This is a genomic window from Pantoea sp. X-Soil-ISGK-275, from assembly GCF_059730795.1.
The window spans coordinates 2,403,479-2,422,618 of the sequence record NZ_AP035976.1; the positions used below are offsets into that span (position 1 = coordinate 2,403,479).

General features: G+C 54.5%; 19 protein-coding genes. 8 read left to right on the forward strand and 11 right to left on the reverse strand.

Features of this window, described 5'->3' with window-relative positions; translation table 11 throughout:
* The first annotated feature begins 260 nt into the window (after positions 1–260).
* From AC6I8A_RS11275 to AC6I8A_RS11285, 3 genes are all read left to right on the forward strand, one after another.
* The gene (locus AC6I8A_RS11275; protein ID WP_497818504.1) at positions 261–1,115 is read left to right on the forward strand and encodes a MurR/RpiR family transcriptional regulator; all 855 of its coding nucleotides are present in this window, start codon (positions 261–263) and stop codon (positions 1,113–1,115) included.
* 107 nt (positions 1,116–1,222) lie between these two features.
* Entirely contained in the window at positions 1,223–2,665 is a 1,443-nt protein-coding gene (gene pyk / locus AC6I8A_RS11280) for a pyruvate kinase (RefSeq protein ID WP_008110470.1), read from the forward strand.
* An 86-nt stretch (positions 2,666–2,751) separates the two neighbouring features.
* Positions 2,752–3,984, forward strand: coding sequence for an MFS transporter (locus AC6I8A_RS11285; protein WP_497818505.1), 1,233 nt, complete (start codon positions 2,752–2,754; stop codon positions 3,982–3,984).
* 52 nt (positions 3,985–4,036) lie between these two features.
* Here AC6I8A_RS11285 and lpxM read toward each other — a convergent pair whose 3' ends face one another.
* The 3 genes from lpxM to znuA form a co-directional block, all read right to left on the reverse strand.
* Entirely contained in the window at positions 4,037–5,011 is a 975-nt protein-coding gene (gene lpxM, locus AC6I8A_RS11290) for a lauroyl-Kdo(2)-lipid IV(A) myristoyltransferase (protein ID WP_497818506.1), read from the reverse strand.
* A 126-nt stretch (positions 5,012–5,137) separates the two neighbouring features.
* On the reverse strand, positions 5,138–6,466 hold the full coding sequence (mepM, locus tag AC6I8A_RS11295) for a murein DD-endopeptidase MepM (RefSeq protein ID WP_265297855.1): 1,329 nt from the start codon (positions 6,464–6,466) through the stop codon (positions 5,138–5,140).
* Positions 6,467–6,479: 13 nt separating this feature from the next.
* Positions 6,480–7,451, reverse strand: a complete 972-nt coding sequence (gene znuA / locus AC6I8A_RS11300) for a zinc ABC transporter substrate-binding protein ZnuA (protein WP_256696623.1) — start codon at positions 7,449–7,451, stop codon at positions 6,480–6,482.
* Between the two features lie 77 nt (positions 7,452–7,528).
* Between znuA and znuC the strand changes: the two genes are divergently transcribed.
* Positions 7,529–8,284, forward strand: a complete 756-nt coding sequence (gene znuC / locus AC6I8A_RS11305) for a zinc ABC transporter ATP-binding protein ZnuC (protein ID WP_036650204.1) — start codon at positions 7,529–7,531, stop codon at positions 8,282–8,284.
* The gene (gene znuB / locus AC6I8A_RS11310; RefSeq protein WP_061718584.1) at positions 8,281–9,066 is read left to right on the forward strand and encodes a zinc ABC transporter permease subunit ZnuB; all 786 of its coding nucleotides are present in this window, start codon (positions 8,281–8,283) and stop codon (positions 9,064–9,066) included. Before znuC ends, znuB begins: the two co-directional genes overlap by 4 nt.
* 6 nt (positions 9,067–9,072) lie before the next feature.
* Here the strand turns inward: znuB and ruvB are convergent, their stop codons facing one another.
* The 6 genes from ruvB to aspS all read right to left on the reverse strand — a co-directional run bounded on the left by ruvB (position 9,073) and on the right by aspS (position 14,543).
* Positions 9,073–10,077: a Holliday junction branch migration DNA helicase RuvB gene (ruvB, locus tag AC6I8A_RS11315; protein WP_256696624.1), complete on the reverse strand. Its 1,005-nt coding sequence runs from the start codon at positions 10,075–10,077 to the stop codon at positions 9,073–9,075.
* A gap of 8 nt (positions 10,078–10,085) precedes the next feature.
* Positions 10,086–10,700, reverse strand: coding sequence for a Holliday junction branch migration protein RuvA (gene ruvA, locus AC6I8A_RS11320; protein ID WP_007889559.1), 615 nt, complete (start codon positions 10,698–10,700; stop codon positions 10,086–10,088).
* Positions 10,701–10,780: 80 nt separating this feature from the next.
* Positions 10,781–11,308 carry a crossover junction endodeoxyribonuclease RuvC gene (ruvC, locus tag AC6I8A_RS11325; protein ID WP_256696625.1) on the reverse strand — a complete coding sequence of 176 codons (528 nt, stop codon included), beginning with the start codon at positions 11,306–11,308 and terminating at the stop codon, positions 10,781–10,783.
* A gap of 37 nt (positions 11,309–11,345) precedes the next feature.
* A complete protein-coding gene (locus AC6I8A_RS11330) occupies positions 11,346–12,089 on the reverse strand; it encodes a YebC/PmpR family DNA-binding transcriptional regulator (RefSeq protein WP_008110488.1) in 744 nt (247 codons plus the stop codon).
* 241 nt (positions 12,090–12,330) lie between these two features.
* Positions 12,331–12,762, reverse strand: a complete 432-nt coding sequence (gene nudB, locus AC6I8A_RS11335; RefSeq protein WP_436332009.1) for a dihydroneopterin triphosphate diphosphatase — start codon at positions 12,760–12,762, stop codon at positions 12,331–12,333.
* Positions 12,762–14,543, reverse strand: a complete 1,782-nt coding sequence (aspS, locus tag AC6I8A_RS11340; RefSeq protein ID WP_436332008.1) for an aspartate--tRNA ligase — start codon at positions 14,541–14,543, stop codon at positions 12,762–12,764. Before aspS ends, nudB begins: the two co-directional genes overlap by 1 nt.
* Positions 14,544–14,775: 232 nt before the next feature.
* On the opposite strand from aspS, the gene AC6I8A_RS11345 reads away from it, so the two are divergent.
* The 3 genes from AC6I8A_RS11345 (at position 14,776) to cmoB (ending at position 17,369) form a co-directional block, all read left to right on the forward strand.
* On the forward strand, positions 14,776–15,597 hold the full coding sequence (locus AC6I8A_RS11345) for a DUF72 domain-containing protein (RefSeq protein WP_256696627.1): 822 nt from the start codon (positions 14,776–14,778) through the stop codon (positions 15,595–15,597).
* Between the two features lie 78 nt (positions 15,598–15,675).
* A complete protein-coding gene (gene cmoA / locus AC6I8A_RS11350; RefSeq protein WP_097097065.1) occupies positions 15,676–16,404 on the forward strand; it encodes a carboxy-S-adenosyl-L-methionine synthase CmoA in 729 nt (242 codons plus the stop codon).
* On the forward strand, positions 16,401–17,369 hold the full coding sequence (gene cmoB / locus AC6I8A_RS11355) for a tRNA 5-methoxyuridine(34)/uridine 5-oxyacetic acid(34) synthase CmoB (protein ID WP_008110498.1): 969 nt from the start codon (positions 16,401–16,403) through the stop codon (positions 17,367–17,369). The genes cmoA and cmoB overlap by 4 nt, the downstream gene beginning before the upstream one ends.
* Before the next feature lie 3 nt (positions 17,370–17,372).
* On the opposite strand, the gene AC6I8A_RS11360 is transcribed toward cmoB, so the two are convergent.
* Both AC6I8A_RS11360 and AC6I8A_RS11365 read right to left on the reverse strand, forming a co-directional pair.
* On the reverse strand, positions 17,373–17,993 hold the full coding sequence (locus AC6I8A_RS11360; protein WP_265297830.1) for a LysE family translocator: 621 nt from the start codon (positions 17,991–17,993) through the stop codon (positions 17,373–17,375).
* A 165-nt stretch (positions 17,994–18,158) separates the two neighbouring features.
* Complete coding sequence (locus tag AC6I8A_RS11365; protein ID WP_497818507.1) at positions 18,159–19,016, reverse strand: hypothetical protein; 858 nt, start codon at positions 19,014–19,016, stop codon at positions 18,159–18,161.
* Positions 19,017–19,140 lie beyond the last annotated feature (124 nt).

Below are 19,140 nucleotides of genomic sequence, written 5' to 3' on the forward strand. Positions count from 1 at the left end.
GAACACCGCGTTTTGCTGGCGTTAACTGTGAACGTAATAAAGGTGTTAAGTGTGTTGTAGCGTGCCATTTGAGCACATTTTCTGTTTCGATATTTGTCGTGGCAAAACACGTCAGCGATCAAAGTATCGCAAAAAATTCGCGTTTACATTTGTCCTCCGCTGCGTGCGAGGGGCTATTACACGGTATATTCTTGGGAATTGGCAGCGATTTCATTGATTGATGAACGCGGAAAAGTGATTGACGCTCATTAGGTTAAACCATGCTGGAACAAATTCAGGCGCAACTCGATGCGTTAAGTAAATCAGAACGTAAAGTCGCAGAACAAATTCTCGCTGCGCCGCAGCAGGCGATGCACTCCAGCATCGCCACGCTGGCACGCGCCGCTGACGTCAGCGAACCGACGGTGAATCGCTTCTGCCATCGTATGGGGTCGCGCGGCTTTCCTGACTTCAAATTGCAGCTCGCACAGAGCCTGGTGAAAAGCCCGAACTGGGTGAGCCGCGATGTGGAAGAAAATGACAGTGTGGAAAGTTATAGCCACAAAATTTTTGATTCCGCATTAGCGGGCCTCAGCCGCGTTCGCCAGCAGCTCGATTCTCAGGTCACTCGCCAGGCCGTTCAGGCTTTATCAAACGCCCATAAAATTGCCTTCTTTGGTCTTGGCGCCTCCGCCGTCGTCGCGCATGACGCCACCAATAAATTTTTGCGTTTTAATCTGCCGGTCATCTGGTCAGAGGATATTGTGATCCAGCGCATGAGTTGCATAAATAGTGGTCCAAATGATGTGTTTGTTCTCATCTCGCATACTGGTCGCACCAAAAATATGGTAGAACTGGCTCGCCTGGCGCGTGTAAACGCTTCCACTGTGCTGGCTATCACTTCTCCGGGTTCCCCGCTGGCGGCAGAAGCCACACTGGCTTTGACGCTCGACGTGCCCGAAGATACCGATATCTACCTGCCAATGGTTTCCCGCCTCGCGCAATTAACCGTGATTGATGTTCTGGCGACAGGGTTTACCCTTGAGCGCGGCGCCGCTTTCCGTGAAAACTTGAAACGGGTCAAAGAAGCGCTGAAAGATTCACGCCTGAAGAAACAGGCGCAGGAAAATAATTAACATCACATTCACAATGTGAGTCGAATCACAGCCCATCGATCATATAGAATAGATGAACACTACGTGTCACTTGAGAGCGACACGATACTTTGCTAACGGAGTCCTTCATGTCCAGACGTCTCAGAAGAACCAAGATCGTTACAACCCTCGGTCCAGCCACCGATCGCGACAACAACCTCGAAAAAATCATCGCGGCGGGTGCTAACGTTGTACGACTCAACTTCTCCCACGGCACACCGGAAGATCATCAGCAGCGCGCCAATAAAGTCCGTGAAATCGCGGCGAAACTGGGCCGTCATGTGGCGATCCTTGGCGACCTGCAAGGTCCAAAAATTCGCGTCTCCACCTTCAAAGAAGGCAAAGTGTTCCTTAACGTCGGCGATCGTTTCCTGCTGGATGCCGACTTAAGTAAAGGCGAAGGCGACAAAGAAAAAGTCGGTATCGATTACAAAGGCTTGCCAGAAGATGTGGTGCCAGGCGACATACTGCTGCTGGACGACGGTCGCGTACAGCTGAAAGTGTTGGAAGTTCAGGGCGTAAAAGTGTTCACCGAAGTTACCGTCGGCGGCCCGCTCTCCAACAATAAAGGTATCAACAAACTCGGTGGCGGCCTCTCTGCCGACGCGCTGACCGAAAAAGACAAGGTTGATATCGTTACCGCTGCGAAAATCGGCGTGGATTATCTGGCCGTCTCCTTCCCGCGTAACGGCGAAGATATGAATTACGCTCGTCGTCTGGCGCGCGATGCGGGTTGCGATGCCAAACTGGTGGCGAAAGTGGAACGTGCTGAAGCCGTTGCCTCACAGGAAGCGATGGATGACATCATCCTCGCCTCTGACGTGGTGATGGTTGCGCGCGGCGATTTGGGTGTAGAGATTGGCGATCCTGAACTGGTGGGTATTCAGAAAGCGTTGATCCGTCGCGCGCGCCAGCTGAACCGCACCATCATCACTGCCACGCAGATGATGGAATCGATGATCACCAATCCAATGCCAACGCGTGCCGAAGTGATGGACGTGGCGAACGCCGTGCTGGATGGTACCGATGCGGTGATGCTGTCGGCGGAAACCGCTGCAGGCCAGTATCCGGCTGAAACCGTATCAGCGATGGCGAAAGTGTGCCTCGGCGCAGAGAAAATCCCGAGCGTTAACGTTTCTAAGCACCGTCTGGAAGTGCAGTTCGATAACGTTGAAGAAGCGATTGCCATGTCGGCGATGTATGCTGCCAACCATCTGCAAGGGGTTTCAGCCATCATCACCATGACTGAATCGGGCCGTACCGCGCTGATGACTTCACGTATCACTTCCGGTTTGCCGATCTTCGCCATGTCACGTCATGAACGTACGCTGAACCTGACCGCGCTGTATCGTGGCGTTACGCCTGTGTTCTTCGACAGCAATAATGATGGTGTTGCCGCCGCACACGATGCAGTAAACCTGCTGCGCGAAAAAGGTTTCCTGGTTTCAGGCGACCTGGTGATTGTTACCCAGGGCGATGTGATGTCGACCACGGGCACCACCAATACCAGCCGTGTACTGCGCGTAGATTAATACGCACCACCCACAGCGGCTGTAACAACATGGACAAACGCGACTGCCTGGCAGTCGCGTTTTTATTTTTTTGACAAGGAGGCCAGATGGCCCGCTATCAACCTATTACTCAACTCACCGGGCGCGTGCTGCTGTTTCCACTCGCGCTGGTATTGTTTGAGTTCGCCACTTATATCGCGCATGACATGATTCAGCCCGGCATGCTGCTGGTAACGTCGGAATTCAGCGTCGGCCCGGAATGGGTATCTACCTCGCTAACCGCGTATCTGATGGGTGGCGTGGTGCTGCAATGGCTGCTTGGTCCGCTCTCGGACAAATATGGCCGCCGTCCAGTATTGCTGTTTGGCATTCTGTTCTTTGCCGCCGCCTGTATTCTGACGACGTGGGTCAGCAGTATTGAAGAGTTTGTCGCGCTGCGTTTTGTGCAGGGCATTAGCCTGTGCTTTATTGGCGCAGTCAGCTATGCGGCGGTGCAGGAAGCCTTTGACGAAGCGCTGGCGGTGCGCATGATGGCGCTGATGGCCAACGTCGCGCTACTGGCACCGTTAGCCGGCCCGCTGGCCGGTGCGGCATGGCTTACCGTAGGCGAATGGCGCAGCATGTTCTGGCTGTTTGCGATTTGCAGCGTGATTGCGTTTGCCCTGCTGTGGCGCGTAATGCCGGAAACGGCAGGCGATCGCAGTCACTCTATCGCCCTGCCAACGCTGGCGCGCGGCTATGCCCGTTTGGCGCGCGATCGTCAGGTGATGTACGGATCCTTTGCGATTGGTTTGGTGTTTATCCCGATCCTGACATGGGTGGCGCTGTCGCCCGTGATTCTGATGCACGATGAAGGCTTGTCGCGCATGCAATATGCGCTGCTGCAGTTGCCGGTATTTCTGGCGATGATTGCCGGCAATATCACGCTCGGAAAACTGGCGGGACGCGTGCCGATTGAGCAGCCAGTGAAATTTGCTGCGTGGCCAATCCTGATTGGTTTAAGCATTTCGCTGCTGGCGAACTTGCTTAATAGTCACACCTATCTGCTGCTGACTGCCGGTTTAAGTCTGTACGCTTTCGGCGCGGGCATGGTGAATGCCGGTCTGTACCGTCTGACGCTTTATTCTAGCAACGAAGGCAAAGGCAGCGTGGCGGCGATGCTCGGCATGATCAGCATTCTGACCTTAGCAGTCGGGATTGAGCTGGCGAAAAGCGGTTACTTCAGCGGCGGCACACCATGGTTTAGCGGAATTAACTTCGTGGCTGGCGTATTGTGGTTTGGGCTGGTGACGCTGTTCCTGCGCGAACGTAAGCGTCGTAGTCATGTGGCAGCAGTGTAATGTAAGGTGCGCAGTGATGCGCACCTGGTCGCCATAAATGGCGACCCTACATTTACTTTCTGGGATAAAGATCTTTGCGCGCGTAAGGTTCAATGTCACCTTCCTTACGCGTCTTCAGCAGCTTTAAAATCCAGGTGTACTGTTCTGGATGTGGGCGCACAAACACCTCTACTTCTTCATTCATGCGGCGCGCCAACGTATTGTCATCGGCATCCAGTAAGTCATCCATAGGCGGACGCACATAGATTTCCAGACGATGGGTTTCGCTGTTATACACCGGGAACAGCGGCACCACCCGTGCACGGCACACTTTCATCAAGCGGCCGACTGCCGGCAACGTTGCTTTATAAGTGGCAAAGAAATCCACAAACTCGCTGTGCTCCGGGCCGTGATCCTGGTCCGGCAGATAATAGCCGTAATAACCCTGACGCACCGATGCGATAAACGGCTTAATGCCGTCATTACGCGCATGCATGCGGCCGCCAAAACGGCGTCGCACGGTATTCCACAAATAATCCATTAACGGATCACTTTGATTGTGGAACATCGCCGCCATCATCTGGCCTTCAGACGCCAGCAGCATCGCCGGAATATCCACGCCCCAACCATGCGGCACAAGGAAAATAACGTTCTCTTTGTTTGCCCGCAGTTGCTCGATGATTTCCCGGCCGTGCCAGTCAACGCGCTTACGCACATGTTCGGGATTGCGTAATCCGAGTTCAACCATCATCGCCATCGCCTGCGGTGCGGTGGCAAACATACGATCAGCAATCTCTTCGCGCTGCGCTTCGCTCAATTCCGGCAGGCAATAATAGAGATTGATCAACGCACGGCGGCGCGCACTTTTCGCCAGTTTACCGGCGAACTTGCCCAATCCGCCCAGAATCGGATCGCGCACTTTGGCCGGAAGTAATGCCATGCCGGCCAGCGCACCAATCGCCAACCAACTTCCCCAGTATTTAGGCATTAAAAAAGAACGTTGAAAAACGGGAATAAACTCACTGTTATTTTTCTTTCGGGTTTCCATGCACTCGCCTCTGACAATGACCGGTCAATAATAGTGACGATGGTTAATTTTGCAATCTTCATGCGCCAGATAGCAAAAAACCGACGAAGAATCCGTCGGTTTTTTAGTGTTACGCGCAATAATGCGTTATTTCAACGTCAACTGCGGCAACCAGGTTTTGACTTGCGCCATGTAAGTGCTGCGATCTTTACCCGTCAGCCCTTCCATGCGCGGCAGTTTTGCCGTCAATGGATTCACTGCCTGATTGTTGATCCATACTTCATAGTGCAGATGCGGGCCGGTTGAACGTCCGGTGTTACCCGAAAGCGCAATACGATCGCCGCGTTTCACTTTTTGTCCTGGTTTCACCAGCGCTTTACTCAAGTGCATATAACGCGTCATGTACTGACGACCGTGACGAATTGCCACGTAATTTCCGGCAGCACCGCCGTTTTTCGCCATCACCACTTCACCATCACCCACGGCTAACACGGGCGTACCAATCGGCAGCGCGAAGTCGACACCTTTATGCGGTGCAATGCGTCCGGTTACTGGGTTAAGGCGACGCGGATTGAAGTTAGAAGAAACACGATACTGCTTAACCGTCGGGAAACGCATAAAGCCACGCGCTAACCCAGACGCGTTGCGATCGTAGAACTTGCCGTCTTCCGCGCGGAAGGCGTAATAATCTTTGCCGCCGGTGCGTAAACGCACGCCCAGAAGTTGGCTTTGAGCACTTTTGCCATCGAGCATTTCACGTGACATCAATACACTGAAATCATCACCGGCCCGCAGTTTGCGGAAGTCCATTTGCCACTGCATCGCTTTAATGACGTTGCTGGTTTCTGCGCTGGTCAAACCCGCACGTTGCGCGCTGGCGGCAAAGCTACCGCGTACTTCACCTTTCAAGACGCTGTTACGCCATTCACCCTTTTGCAGCTCCTGCTGCATCTTAAAGCTGCCGTTATCGGCGCGCTGATAAGTACGGGTTTCACGACGATCGATTTCCCAGCTGAAGGTTTGCAGTTGACCATCGGCATCCAGCGTCCAGCTCAGTTGCTGGCCGACGCGCATGTTGCGCAAATCTTTATCGCTGCTGACCAGTGCATTGATGTCGCCCATCTCAATGCCGTACTGATTTAACGCGCTGCTCAGCGTATCGCCTGAAGAGACGGTGTAATCATGTACGTTGGGATTGTCCGGAACGTCTTTATCGATATCGTCAGCAGGAATATCGTCGGCTGGCTCTTCCGTCGTCTGGTCAATCGGCTCGCTGGCTTCGGGCAACAGCGTACGCAGTTCGTCTTTATCCAACGCGATGGTTTTCACGATGGGCGCAACATCACGCGGATGGTAAACGTAAGGCCGCCATACGGCGACGGCCAACGTAACAACGGTTAATGAACCCAGCATAACGCGGTGGGGGCGCGGCAAATTATTAAATGCGAGGGCGACAGAGCGGGCTATCTGCTGCACTTTTACCTATTCCTCATGCTCCATTCAGGCAGCTCGCATACTGGCTCGACAACTGTGAAAGGAATTTCACGTAGCTGTCTTTAGATAAGCTGATGTCCATTCCCAATGGATCTAACGTGCCTTTACGCACGGAAGTTCCACGGGACACGGCATCGATGACGGCCGGTCTGAATTGTGGTTCAGCGAAAACGCAAACGGCTTTCTGCTCAACCAACTGTGTTCGTATTTGATGTAAACGCTGGGCGCCCGGCTGAATCTCAGGATTGACGGTAAAATGACCTAAAGGCGACAAACCGTAATGTTTTTCAAAGTAGCTGTAAGCGTCGTGAAAAACGAAATAACCCTTGTTCCGCACAGGCGCGAGTTGCGCGCCGATGTGTTTGTCTGCATCGGCTAATTCTGCCTTAAATTCCTGCAGATTAGCGTCAAGTTTGGCTTTGCTTTGCGGCATAAGTTCCAATAATTTTCCATGGATTGCAACCGCAGTTTGTAAGGCCATGTCAGGAGACATCCACAGGTGCATATTAAACTGTCCGTGGTGATGATGCGCATGAGACACGTCCTGGTGTTCGGAGTTTTCTGAGTCATGATCGTGATCGTGACCGTGCTCATGTTCATCATCGTCATCGTCGCCGCTAATCAAAAGCGGTTTTATACCCGGCAAAGCGGCAATTTCGAGGTTTTTATTGGCGGGTAATTCGGCCGCGGACTTCGTTAGAAAGGCTTCCATTTCTGGCCCGGTCCATACAACTAAGTCTGCGTTTTTAATACGTTTTACATCGGAAGGACGTAAGGCATAATCATGCTCTGATGCGCCATCAGGCAGCAATACTTCAACCGGCGTAATGCCATCTGCGATAGCCGCTGCGATAAATCCGAGAGGTTTGATTGAAGCGACAACTGCAGAGTGCGCGGGTAACGCGCTTGTGGCGGCAATTGCCGCAGCAGTAAGGGTGAAAATAAGGCGCTTTTTATTGTGTAACATAATACGTCATTCCATCGTGACCCGTTGATGGAATGTGATATTATAACATTCGAAATTCAATGCAACCCGTAAATAACATGCCGCCACTTGTTACCCTTGAAAACATTTCTGTGAAATTCTCCCAGCGTCCAGTGCTTGCAGGCATTAGCCTTACACTTGAGCCGGGAAAAATTCTCACGCTGCTCGGCCCGAATGGCGCCGGCAAATCCACGCTGGTGCGCGCGGTGCTGGGGCTGCTCAAACCCACCAGCGGCAGCGTCAAGCGTGCCACTGATTTGCGTATCGGTTATGTGCCGCAAAAATTGCACATTGACCCGACATTACCGATCACCGTAGAACGCTTTATGCGTTTGTCCCGTGGCACCAAACGCGATGCCATTTTGCCGGCGCTGAAGCGCGTTCAGGCTGGACATCTGCTGCACGCGACGCTGCAAAAACTCTCCGGCGGTGAAACCCAGCGAGTGCTGCTGGCGCGCGCATTGCTTAATGAGCCGCAGTTGCTAGTACTCGATGAACCAACTCAAGGCGTTGACGTCAACGGCCAGGTTGCGCTTTACGATTTGATCGATCAATTGCGCCGTGAATTAAATTGCGGTGTGCTGATGGTTTCACACGACCTGCATCTGGTGATGGCGAAAACCGACGAAGTGTTGTGTCTCAACCATCACATCTGCTGTTCCGGCACGCCAGAAGCGGTGTCACAACATCCCGAATTTATTGCGATGTTTGGCCCACGCGGCGCGCAGCAGTTGGCGATTTATCGTCATCATCATAATCACCGTCACGATTTACAGGGACGCATTGTTCTGCGCAAAGGAAATGGCCCGTCATGATTGAACTGTTATTACCTGGCTGGCTTGGCGGCGTTTTGCTGGCGCTGGCAGCCGGTCCACTTGGCTCGTTTGTGGTTTGGCGCCGTATGTCCTACTTTGGCGATACGCTTGCGCATGCATCCTTGCTGGGTGTGGCGTTTGGTTTGCTGCTTAACGTGAATCCCTACTATGCGGTGATTTTGGTGACCGTGTGTCTGGCATTGGGATTGGTGTGGCTGGAGCGTCGCCCGCATCTGGCCATCGACACTCTGCTCGGTATTATGGCGCACAGCGCGCTGTCGTTGGGTCTAGTGGTTGTCAGTCTGATGCAAGGCGTGCGTGTTGACCTGATGGCTTATCTGTTTGGCGATCTGCTGGCGGTGACGCCCGATGACTTATGGATGATGGGCGGCGGCGTGGCGATTGTACTGGCGGTGATGGCGTGGCAGTGGAATTCACTGTTGTCGATGACCATCAGCCCGGAGCTGGCGCAGGTCGATGGCGTCAACATTCAGCGCACGCGTTTGATGCTGATGCTGGTGACGGCATTAACCATCGGCGTGGCAATGAAGTTTGTGGGTGCCTTGATCATTACATCGCTGCTGATTATCCCGGCGGCGACGGCACGTCGCTTCTCGCGCTCACCGGAACAGATGGCCGGTTTTGCGGTGATTGCCGGTATTATCGCGGTGACCGGCGGACTCACCTTCTCCGCCACCTATGATACGCCAGCCGGTCCTTCGGTAGTGTTATGCGCCGCGGTGTTGTTCATCATCAGCATGGCAAAAAAACCGGCGGCATAACGCCGGTTACTCTTCGCGACTGATGCTAAAGTGTTTATAAGCATGCTGCGTTGCCATTCGGCCGCGTGGCGTGCGTTGAATGAATCCTTGCTGGATCAGGAAGGGTTCAATCACATCTTCGATAGTTTCACGCTCTTCGCCGATTGCCGCAGCCAGATTATCTAAGCCAACCGGACCACCCGAGAACTTATCGATAATCGCCAGCAGCAATTTGCGATCCATATAATCAAAACCCTGGCTGTCGACGTTAAGCATATCCAGCGCGCTGGCTGACACTTCGCCGCTCAGATTGCCGTTGGCACGCACTTCCGCAAAGTCACGCACGCGGCGCAGCAGGCGGTTTGCGATACGCGGCGTACCGCGCGCACGACGTGCAATCTCTAACGCGCCCTCTTCACTCAACGCCAGGCCAAGACAGGCCGCGCTACGGCCAACGATGTGCTGCAGATCGGGGACGTTGTAGAACTCAAGGCGCTGCACGATGCCGAAGCGGTCACGCAGTGGCGAGGTTAAAGAACCGGCGCGCGTGGTGGCGCCAATCAGGGTAAACGGCGGCAGATCGAGCTTAATCGAACGCGCCGCGGGACCTTCACCGATCATGATATCCAATTGATAATCTTCCATCGCCGGATACAGCACTTCTTCAACCACCGGCGACAGGCGATGGATCTCATCGATAAACAGCACATCATGCGGCTCAAGATTGGTAAGCATCGCCGCCAGATCGCCGGCTTTTTCCAGCACCGGTCCGGAGGTCGTGCGCAGATTGACGCCCATTTCGTTGGCGACAATATTAGCCAGCGTGGTTTTACCCAATCCCGGCGGGCCGAAAATCAGCAGATGATCGAGGGCATCGCCACGCAGTTTCGCCGCCTGGATGAAAATCTCCATCTGCTCGCGTACCTGCGGCTGACCAACATATTCAGTCAGCAGCTTGGGACGAATGGCACGATCGAGCGTTTCTTCTTCGTTAAAGGAACTGCCCGAGACCAGGCGATCGGCTTCAATCATGCTTTACCTCAAATAGCTGCGCGCAGGGCTTCACGAATCAGGGTTTCGCAATCTGCATCCGGTTTACCGACTTTGCTGATCATCCGGCTGGCTTCCTGCGGTTTATAGCCGAGAGCCACCAGCGCTGAAACCGCTTCGGCTTCAGCATCGTTATTGTCTTGTGCGGCGGAAGGCGTGGTCAACGTAAAGGTTGAATCACCACCAAACAGATCGCCGTGCATGCCGATAAAGCGATCTTTCATCTCCACAATCAAACGCTCAGCGGTTTTTTTACCCACGCCCGGCAGTTTGATCAGAGAGGCAATCTCTTGTCGCTCAACGGCAGTCACAAATTGCTGCGCTGACATGCCCGACAAAATCGCCAGCGCCAGTTTAGGCCCAACGCCATTCACCTTGACCAGCTCGCGGAACAGCGTGCGTTCCTGCTTGTTGTTAAAACCGAACAGCAGCTGCGCATCTTCACGCACCACGAACTGGGTGAAGATGATCGCTTCCTGATTGATCTCCGGCAGCTCGTAAAAGCAGGTCATTGGCATGTGCACTTCATAACCGACACCATGCGCCTCAATCAACACCAGCGGCGGCTGTTTTTCCAGAATGTTGCCTCGTAAACGACCAATCACCTGAGCAGTTCCTTAATCTGTAAGTAAGCCTGAGTTTATAGCATAAAAAAGGCTGGATGAATATCCAGCCTTGGCGTTTGCTAACCCGATCGCATGCGCCCGCGCGTCATCACCAATTTGGTGTCACTCATACGCACCGCATTTTGGCTCATATGGCAATGCGTGATGGCGATGGCCAGCGCATCGGCGGCATCCGCTTGCGGATTGGCTGGCAGTTTCAGCAAGGTTCGCACCATATGCTGTACCTGACTTTTCTCTGCGCCGCCGGTGCCGGTGACGGTTTGCTTCACCTGACGCGCCGCATATTCAAACACCGGCAAATCATGATTCACCGCCGCGACAATCGCTGCACCGCGCGCCTGGCCCAGCTTGAGCGCTGAGTCCGCATTCTTCGCCATAAACACCTGCTCGATGGCGAAATAGTCGGGTGAGAACTGCGTGATGATTTCGCTAACGCCTGCGTAGATCAGTTTGAGGCGCGTCGGCAAATCGGTGACGCTGGTGCGGATACAGCCGCTGCCCAGATAGGTAAGCTGGCGGCCGGTTTGGCGGATAACACCGTAACCGGTGACGCGCGAGCCGGGATCGATCCCGAGAATTATCGCCACAGCGCGTCTCCGGTGAGTGGGGTTTTAAGCAACGCCATTACAGCGTTTCTGCGATCTCATCAGAGATTTCACCGTTATGGTAAACTTCCTGCACGTCGTCACAGTCTTCCAGCATGTCGATCAGGCGCAGCAGTTTCGGCGCAGTTTCGGCATCCATTTCGGCTTTGGTGGAAGGGATCATCGAGACTTCAGCCGAGTCAGCTTTCAGACCGCCCGCTTCCAGCGCATCACGCACTGCACCCATCTCTTCCCATGCGGTGAAGACATCAATCGCGCCGTCGTCATAGGCCACAACGTCTTCTGCACCGGCTTCCAGCGCCGCTTCCATTACTGCATCTTCGTCCTGACCTGGCGCGAAGGAGATAACACCCTTTTTGCTGAACAGGTAAGCAACAGAACCGTCAGTACCGAGGTTGCCACCGGTTTTGGTGAAGGCATGGCGCACTTCGCCCACGGTACGGTTACGGTTGTCGCTCAGGCACTCAATCATTACTGCTGAGCCGCCCGGACCGTAACCTTCATAAATGATGGTTTCCATGTTGGAATCATCTTCACCGCCCACGCCGCGTGCGATAGCACGGTTCATGGTGTCGCGCGTCATGTTGTTAGACAGCGCTTTGTCCATCGCTGCGCGCAGACGTGGGTTAGAACCCGCATCGCCACCGCCCAGCTTCGCGGCGGTGACCAGCTCGCGAATGATTTTGGTGAAGATTTTACCGCGCTTAGCGTCCTGAGCAGCCTTGCGGTGCTTGGTGTTCGCCCATTTACTGTGTCCAGCCATCTTACATTATCTCCGATCTTTTACTGGGTGCAGGCTATCTTACTTGCGATCTTGTCCCCCGGCAGTGCTCGCAATCCTCACGTACAAAAGTACGCTCCGGTTGCTGTGCGCTGGCGGTGAACAACCTCGCGGCGCCGATTACGCCTGACTGTTCGATATTGTTCGGTGCGTTGGTATCAAACACACCAGATTCATAAAACTTAATGCATTCGCCACGGGAAAAACGCGCGGCGGCGAGCATTCAGATAAATTCTTCAATTGCCTGGCGGTTACTCCAGGACTTGGTGAGGGCTGCGGCAGCGGCGGGGTCGAGCCAGCGCGCGGCGAGATGCTCGGTGAGCAGCAGGTCGCGCTCTGCGGGTATCGCCAATCTGAACCAGTGTTCGCGATTGTGCGTGGTGCCCGGTGCGTAACGATGGCGATAGTGCGGGAAGATCTCAAACTCGATTTGCTTGTGGCAATCGTCCAGCACTAACTTTTCGTGCGCAATATCGATGGCAAGTTCTTCTAACACTTCGCGCTGAGCCGCCTGGCGCGGGGTTTCGCCCGCTTCCAGGCTGCCAGTGACCGATTGCCAGAAGCTGTCGTCATCACGTCGCTGCAGCATTAACACCCGGCCGGTATCGCGGGCAAAAATCACCACCAGCACCGAAACCGGATGTTTAAAGCCCATTACTTGTTCTCTGTCTTTTCTTTCTTCGGCGCCACCAGAATGCCGAGGTCCAGCAACGCAGCTGGATTGGCTTCGCTTGGGGCTTCGGTCATCATGCATGCGGCGGCAGTGGTTTTCGGGAACGCGATCACATCACGGATGTTATCGGTGCCGGTCAACAGCATGGTCAGACGATCCAGACCGAACGCCAGGCCCGCGTGCGGCGGCGTACCGTATTTCAGTGCGTCGAGCAGGAAGCCAAACTTCTCACGCTGCTCTTCTTCGGTGATACCGAGAATACTGAATACCGTCTGCTGCATTTTTCCGCTGTGGATACGTACGGAACCGCCGCCCACTTCGTAGCCGTTAATCACCATATCGTAGGCATTGGCCACCGCTTGTACCGGATCGGTTGCCAGCTCTTCTGCGCTCAGGTCTTTCGGCGACGTGAACGGATGGTGCATCGCTGCCAGGCCGCCCTCTTCATCTTCCTCAAACATGGGGAAGTCGATTACCCACAATGGCGCCCAGGCTTTGTCATCAGTGATCTGCAGATCGCGGCCCACCTTCAGACGCAGCGCGCCCAGCGCATCTGCTACCACTTTAGCGCGGTCCGCCCCGAAGAAGATCAGATCGCCATCTTGTGCGCCCGTGCGGTCGAGAATGTCTTCAACGATTTCTGCGCTGAGGAACTTGGCAACCGGGCTTTGAACGCCTTCGAAGCCTTTGGCGCGTTCGTTGATCTTCATCCACGCCAGACCCTTGGCGCCGTAGATTTTGACAAATTCGCCGTACTCATCGATTTGCTTACGCGTCAGCGCAGCGCCGCCCGGTACGCGCAGGGCCGCCACGCGGCCTTTGGCATCGTTGGCCGGACCGGCAAACACCTGGAACTCCACGTTTTTCAGCAGATCGGCAACGTCCACCAGCTCCATCGGGTTACGCAGGTCTGGCTTATCGGAACCGTAACGGTTCATCGCTTCCGCAAAGGTCATCTGCGGGAAGTCACCGAGATCCACGCCTTTGATGTTGATCCACAGTTCACGAATCAGACGTTCCATCTTTTCACGCACCTGCTCGGCGGTCATGAAAGAGGTTTCCACGTCGATCTGGGTGAATTCTGGCTGACGATCGGCACGCAGATCCTCGTCACGGAAACACTTAACGATCTGATAGTAGCGGTCAAAACCCGACATCATCAGCAGCTGTTTGAACAGCTGTGGCGACTGCGGCAGCGCGTAGAATTTGCCTTTATGCACACGGCTTGGCACCAGATAGTCACGCGCGCCTTCAGGCGTAGCTTTGGTCAGCATTGGCGTTTCGATATCGAGGAAGCCCTGGTCGTCCATAAAGCGACGCACGAAGCTGGTAATTTTAGCGCGGGTTTTCAAACGCTGCGCCATTTCCGGACGACGCAGGTCCAGATAGCGATAGGTCAGGCGCGCTTCTTCGCTGTTCACCTGGTTAGAGTCCAGCGGCAGCGGTTCAGCACGGTTGATGATGTTGAGCTCATGAGCAAACACTTCGACTTCGCCGGTTGCCATGTCGCTGTTTTTATTCTTTTCGTCACGTGCACGCACGGTGCCGGTGATCTGGATACAGAATTCGTTACGCAGCTCAGATGCCAGCTGGAAAGCGTCCTGACGATCGGCATCGAAGAACACCTGTGCGATACCTTCACGGTCACGCATATCGATAAAAATCAGGCTACCCAGATCGCGACGGCGATTTACCCAGCCGCAGAGAGTGACTTGCTGACCCACGTGAGACAGATTGAGCTGTCCGCAATATTCTGTACGCATAACGTATCCTTTTAACTTCGCCGCTGCTGCCAGACAACATCAGGCCGCGTAACCTTCTGAGATGCTGTCGCAAAAAAGGCGGCTATTATAATGGAAAAACCCAGGCAGGATAAGTGGAGCCCGATCAAAGCGGACAAAACATTATGCTTTATCGCGCTGTTTTTCCTGCCGACATCAAAACAGGGTACATTAAGCCGCCCTTTCCCGCCCCTAAAGGATTCAGGAGTTCGCGTTGACACTTCGCATAGGATTACCGCAATGGCAGCACGCGCAATGGAAACAGTTCGGCATTGAGACCTTAGCCGACTACGCGCAGCTGTTTGGTTGTGTCGAAGGCAATACCACGCTGTATGCGTTGCCAAAGCCGGAAGTGGTGCTGCGCTGGCGCGATATGACGCACGACGATTTTCGTTTCTGCTTTAAGTTTCCCGATAGCATCAGCCATAAAGCGGCGCTGCGCGATTGCGATGAGTTGCTGACGGAGTTTTTCCGCCTGCTCGATCCGCTGAGCACACGCATTGGTCAATATTGGCTACAGCTACCCGCCGCGTTTTCACCGGCACAGCTGGTTGATTTATGGTCCTTTCTCGACAGTTTGCCACGCAATTTCCGCTATGGCGTTGAGGTGCGGCATCAGGCGTTTTTTGCCAAAGGTGAAGCCGAACGCGCGCTGAATCGCGGTTTACTGGATCGTGGCGTTAATCGGGTAATTTTAGATAGCCGTCCGGTGCATGCTTCAACCTCACAAACCGCCGCCGCCGTGGATGCGCGATCGAAAAAGCCGCGCGTGCCACCGCATGCGGTGCGCACCGGTTCGCAACCGATGGTGCGTTTCATTGGTAGCGATAGCGCGGCGGAGAGCGTGCCGCTGTTCCAGCCGTGGCACAGCAAGCTGCAAGCGTGGCAGCTGGATAGCGATCCTATGCTGTTTATTCACACGCCGGATATGGGCGAGGTGTTTCCGCTGATTCAGGCGTTGTGGCCACAGTTGCAGCAGCTGGAGCCATCGTTACGCGATCTGCCCGACTGGCCGCAGCAATCAAGCCTGTTTTAGACGCAACGCAAAGGGTGCAGCCTGGCCGCGTTTCTGCCAAAATAGCGCCCTTTCCGTTTTCTCTCCGGACCTTTCATTATGTCTGATCGCGATACGCTATTTTCCGCGCCCATCGATAAGCTGGGCGACTGGACCTTTGACGAGCGCGTAGCTGAAGTTTTTCCCGATATGATTCAGCGCTCGGTGCCGGGTTATTCCAACATCATTTCGATGATTGGCATGCTGGCAGAACGCTTCGTTCAGCCGAATAGCCAGGTTTACGATCTTGGCTGTTCGCTGGGTGCCGCCACATTGTCGGTGCGCCGCAATATACATGTGCCTGGCTGCCAGATTATTGCTGTAGATAATTCGCCGGCGATGGTTGAGCGTTGCCGTCGCCACATCGATGCTTTCCGCGCGGATACGCCGGTACAGGTGATCGAAGCGGATATTCAGGATATCCACATTGAGAACGCCTCGTTGGTGGTGCTGAACTTTACCCTGCAATTCCTTGAGCCGCCGGCCCGCCTCGAGCTGCTGAAGAAGATCGTTAATGGATTGAATCCGGGCGGCGCGCTGGTGCTGTCGGAGAAGTTCAGCTTTGAAGATGCCGATGTCGGTGAGTTGCTGTTTAACATGCATCACGATTTCAAACGCGCTAACGGTTACAGCGAGCTGGAGATCAGCCAGAAACGCAGCATGCTCGAGAACGTGATGCTGACCGATAGCGTCGAAGCGCATAAGGCGCGACTGAAAACCGCCGGTTTCAAACATGCGGAGTTGTGGTTCCAGTGCTTTAATTTTGGTTCGTTGGTGGCGTTGAAATGATTGAGTTTGGCCGTTTTTATCAGCAGATTGCCACCGGCCCGCTGGCCAGTTGGTTGGAAGTGTTACCGGCGCAAGTTGCCGCATGGCAGCGTGAGAATTTGCACGGTAAGTTTCGCGACTGGGAGAAGTCCGTTGATTATCTGCCGCTGCTGACGCCGCAGAAGCTGGATTTGTTGCACAGCGTGAGTGCGGATGTTGAGGATCTGACCGATCGTCAGCGTCTGGGCATTGAGAATCTGCTGCGCAATTTGATGCCGTGGCGCAAAGGTCCCTATTCGCTGTACGGCACCGAGATCGATACCGAATGGCGTTCCGACTGGAAATGGGATCGCGTGTTGCCGCACATTTCGCCGTTGCAGCATCGCACGGTTTTGGATGTCGGCTGCGGCAGCGGTTATCACATGTGGCGCATGATTGGCGCGGGCGCGAAGTTGGTGGTCGGCATCGATCCGATGCAGCTGTTTTTGTGCCAGTTTGAAGCGGTGCGTAAGCTGTTGGGCGACGATCGTCGGGCGCATTTGCTGCCGCTCGGCATTGAGCAACTGCCGGCGTTACAAGCGTTTGATACCGTGTTTTCAATGGGCGTGCTTTATCACCGCCGTTCGCCGCTTGATCACCTGATGCAGCTGAAAAATCAGTTAGTCAGCGACGGTGAGTTGGTGCTGGAGACGCTGGTGATTGAAGGCGATGAGAACGCGGTGTTGGTGCCGGGTGAGCGTTATGCGCAGATGCGTAATGTGTACTTTATCCCTTCAGCGGCGGCGCTGAAGAGCTGGCTGGAGAAGTGCGGATTTGTCGATGTGCGCATCGCGGATTATGCGGTGACGTCCGTGGAAGAGCAGCGTCGCACCAGCTGGATGACCAGCGAGTCGCTGGCCGAGTTCCTTGATCCGAATGACAGCAGTAAGACCGTTGAAGGTTATCCCGCCCCGTTGCGTGCTGTGTTAGTGGCGCGCAAGCCGTAATGCTTAACGCCGCGATAGCGCCAGCTTCGCGGCAAAGCCAATAAAGACGCAGCCCGTCAGGCGATCCATCACTTTCAGCACCGCCGGACGGCGTAAATGCGTCGCAAAGTACTGGCTGCTGCCGATTAGCACCGCATTCCACACCAAACCAATCACCATGTGTGTGAGCGCCATCAGCGTACACCACAGCGGCACCGATGCGCCCGCCGGGATGAACTGCGGCAGGAAGGTGACGTAGAAGACGCCGACTTTAGGGTTTAACAAGTTGCCAAATAGCCCGCGTGTGAAGCAGGCAACATAGCTTTGCTCTTTATTCTGCGCATGCTGACCTTCTTCCGCTTGGGTACGTGGGTTAATGAGTAATTTGACGCCGAGATAGAGCAGATAGGCCGCACCGATCCATTTCAGCATGTTATACGCCATTTCCGAAGCCAGCAGCAACGCGCCCAATCCCAGCCCCACCGCAACTCCCCACACCAGGCAACCCAGCGTGACGCCAAACGCCGTTGCCGATGCACGTTTCCAGCCTTGCGCGGCGGCGGAACGCAGCACTAGTACAGTATCGAAACCGGGCGTGAGCGTGAGAATGGTGATGGCGAAGAGGAAAGATAGAATAAGTGTCATGCGATGATCTCTATTGCTCCGGTGCGTTTCAGGCTGAAAACAAGGGCCGCTGCGTAAAGGCGTCGTGGACACATCCCTGTGGACTCTGCCGCCGCATCCATGCGGCGGAAGCTTTACTTCGCGGCCCTTGTTTCCAGCCTTTATGTGGGTTTTGTGTGCTTTGCTTTAATCTTGTGCGGCTGTTTCGCTGGGTGCGTTCCAGTATTGGTATTTATAAGCGGAGCTGAGATGGCGTTCAATGGTGCCTTTGGCGAATACTTCGGTTTCATGCAGATAACTGAGCGTACAGTTGCCCACTTCATCCCACAGTTGGCACTCATCCACCGAGCGTAGCGTACTGACTGGCGTGGTCGATGTGCCGTTCAGGCGCAGTTCCCGCCACTGGTTATCGTAGCTGTAAGTATCTTTGCTACGCGCGCTGCTGGATGAAGTCACCAATCCTTGTGGATTCCAGCGCCAGCTGCTTTCGCCGTTGGTCATGCTGTCGCTGCCGCGCGCCACGCTTTTTTCCACTCTGAACTGTTTGTCATAGCGGTAAGTGGTATCGGTAAAGCCATCTTTGCCCATGCTGGTGAATTTATCGGATGAGCTGACGATGTTGCCGTGCTGGCCGATTTGCCAGCTGATGGTGCCCTGACGGTTATCGACCACTTCCTCCTGCCCCGCTTTGATCACTTTGACCATGTAGGCATATTCCGCCACCCAGCCGCGCTGGACGCGGGCGATATGCTGTTCCATCGTCAGCAAGACGTTGCCTTCATTTTTGTCGTAGGAGATATCGGCCACCATCAAATCGCCACATTGATCAAACTGGCCGAGTACGCGCTTTTGCGAGTCCACGTCTTTGCCAAATTCGCCCGCCACCACCTGACGCACCGCGCCTTTAGCATCGCCACCCAGCATGATCCAGTTGTTGCTGCTGGTGATGTTTTTGCTCATCGGTGGACACGCCGTGCTGACCGCCAGCGCGACACCGCAGTAAGGGAGAATCAGCAGTAAAACTGTATAAGGGATGGATTTCATGAAGGTTATCCGTACGAGACCATAGAGTAATCAAAGCATCATTTACACGATCACGCTATCTCTGCAGGAATGGCAGATAAAAAGAACCCCAGTTAGAAGAACTGGGGTTGGTACTTGCAAACAT